Annotated in this window: 1 pseudogene; it reads left to right on the top strand. The window is 73.0% G+C overall.

The window, feature by feature from the left end:
* Window positions 1-233: pseudogene (locus tag AC0IY1_RS25670) on the top strand (cytochrome b/b6 domain-containing protein); the annotation flags it as partial.

The raw sequence follows: 233 nt of genomic DNA, 5'->3' as shown, positions 1-233 counted from the left end.
CCTTCCTGCCCCTGAGCCCGGGCGCGATCAGGCGCGATGCCCGGGCCGCCCTGAGGTTCCGCCTCGTTCACCGGATCGGCCGTTCCAACGCGGTCCAGCGCCTCGCCTACGGGGTCGCGATCGCGCTCGGCCTCCTCCTGGTCGCCTCCGGATGTGCCCTGGGGAAGCCGGTGCAGTGGCAGGCCCTGGCGAACCTGTTCGGCGGCTCCGAATGGGCGCGGCGTGTGCAGTTC

It is taken from the genome of Methylobacterium sp. AC690, assembly GCF_979256535.1.
This window is presented reverse-complemented; position numbering and strand designations above follow the sequence as displayed.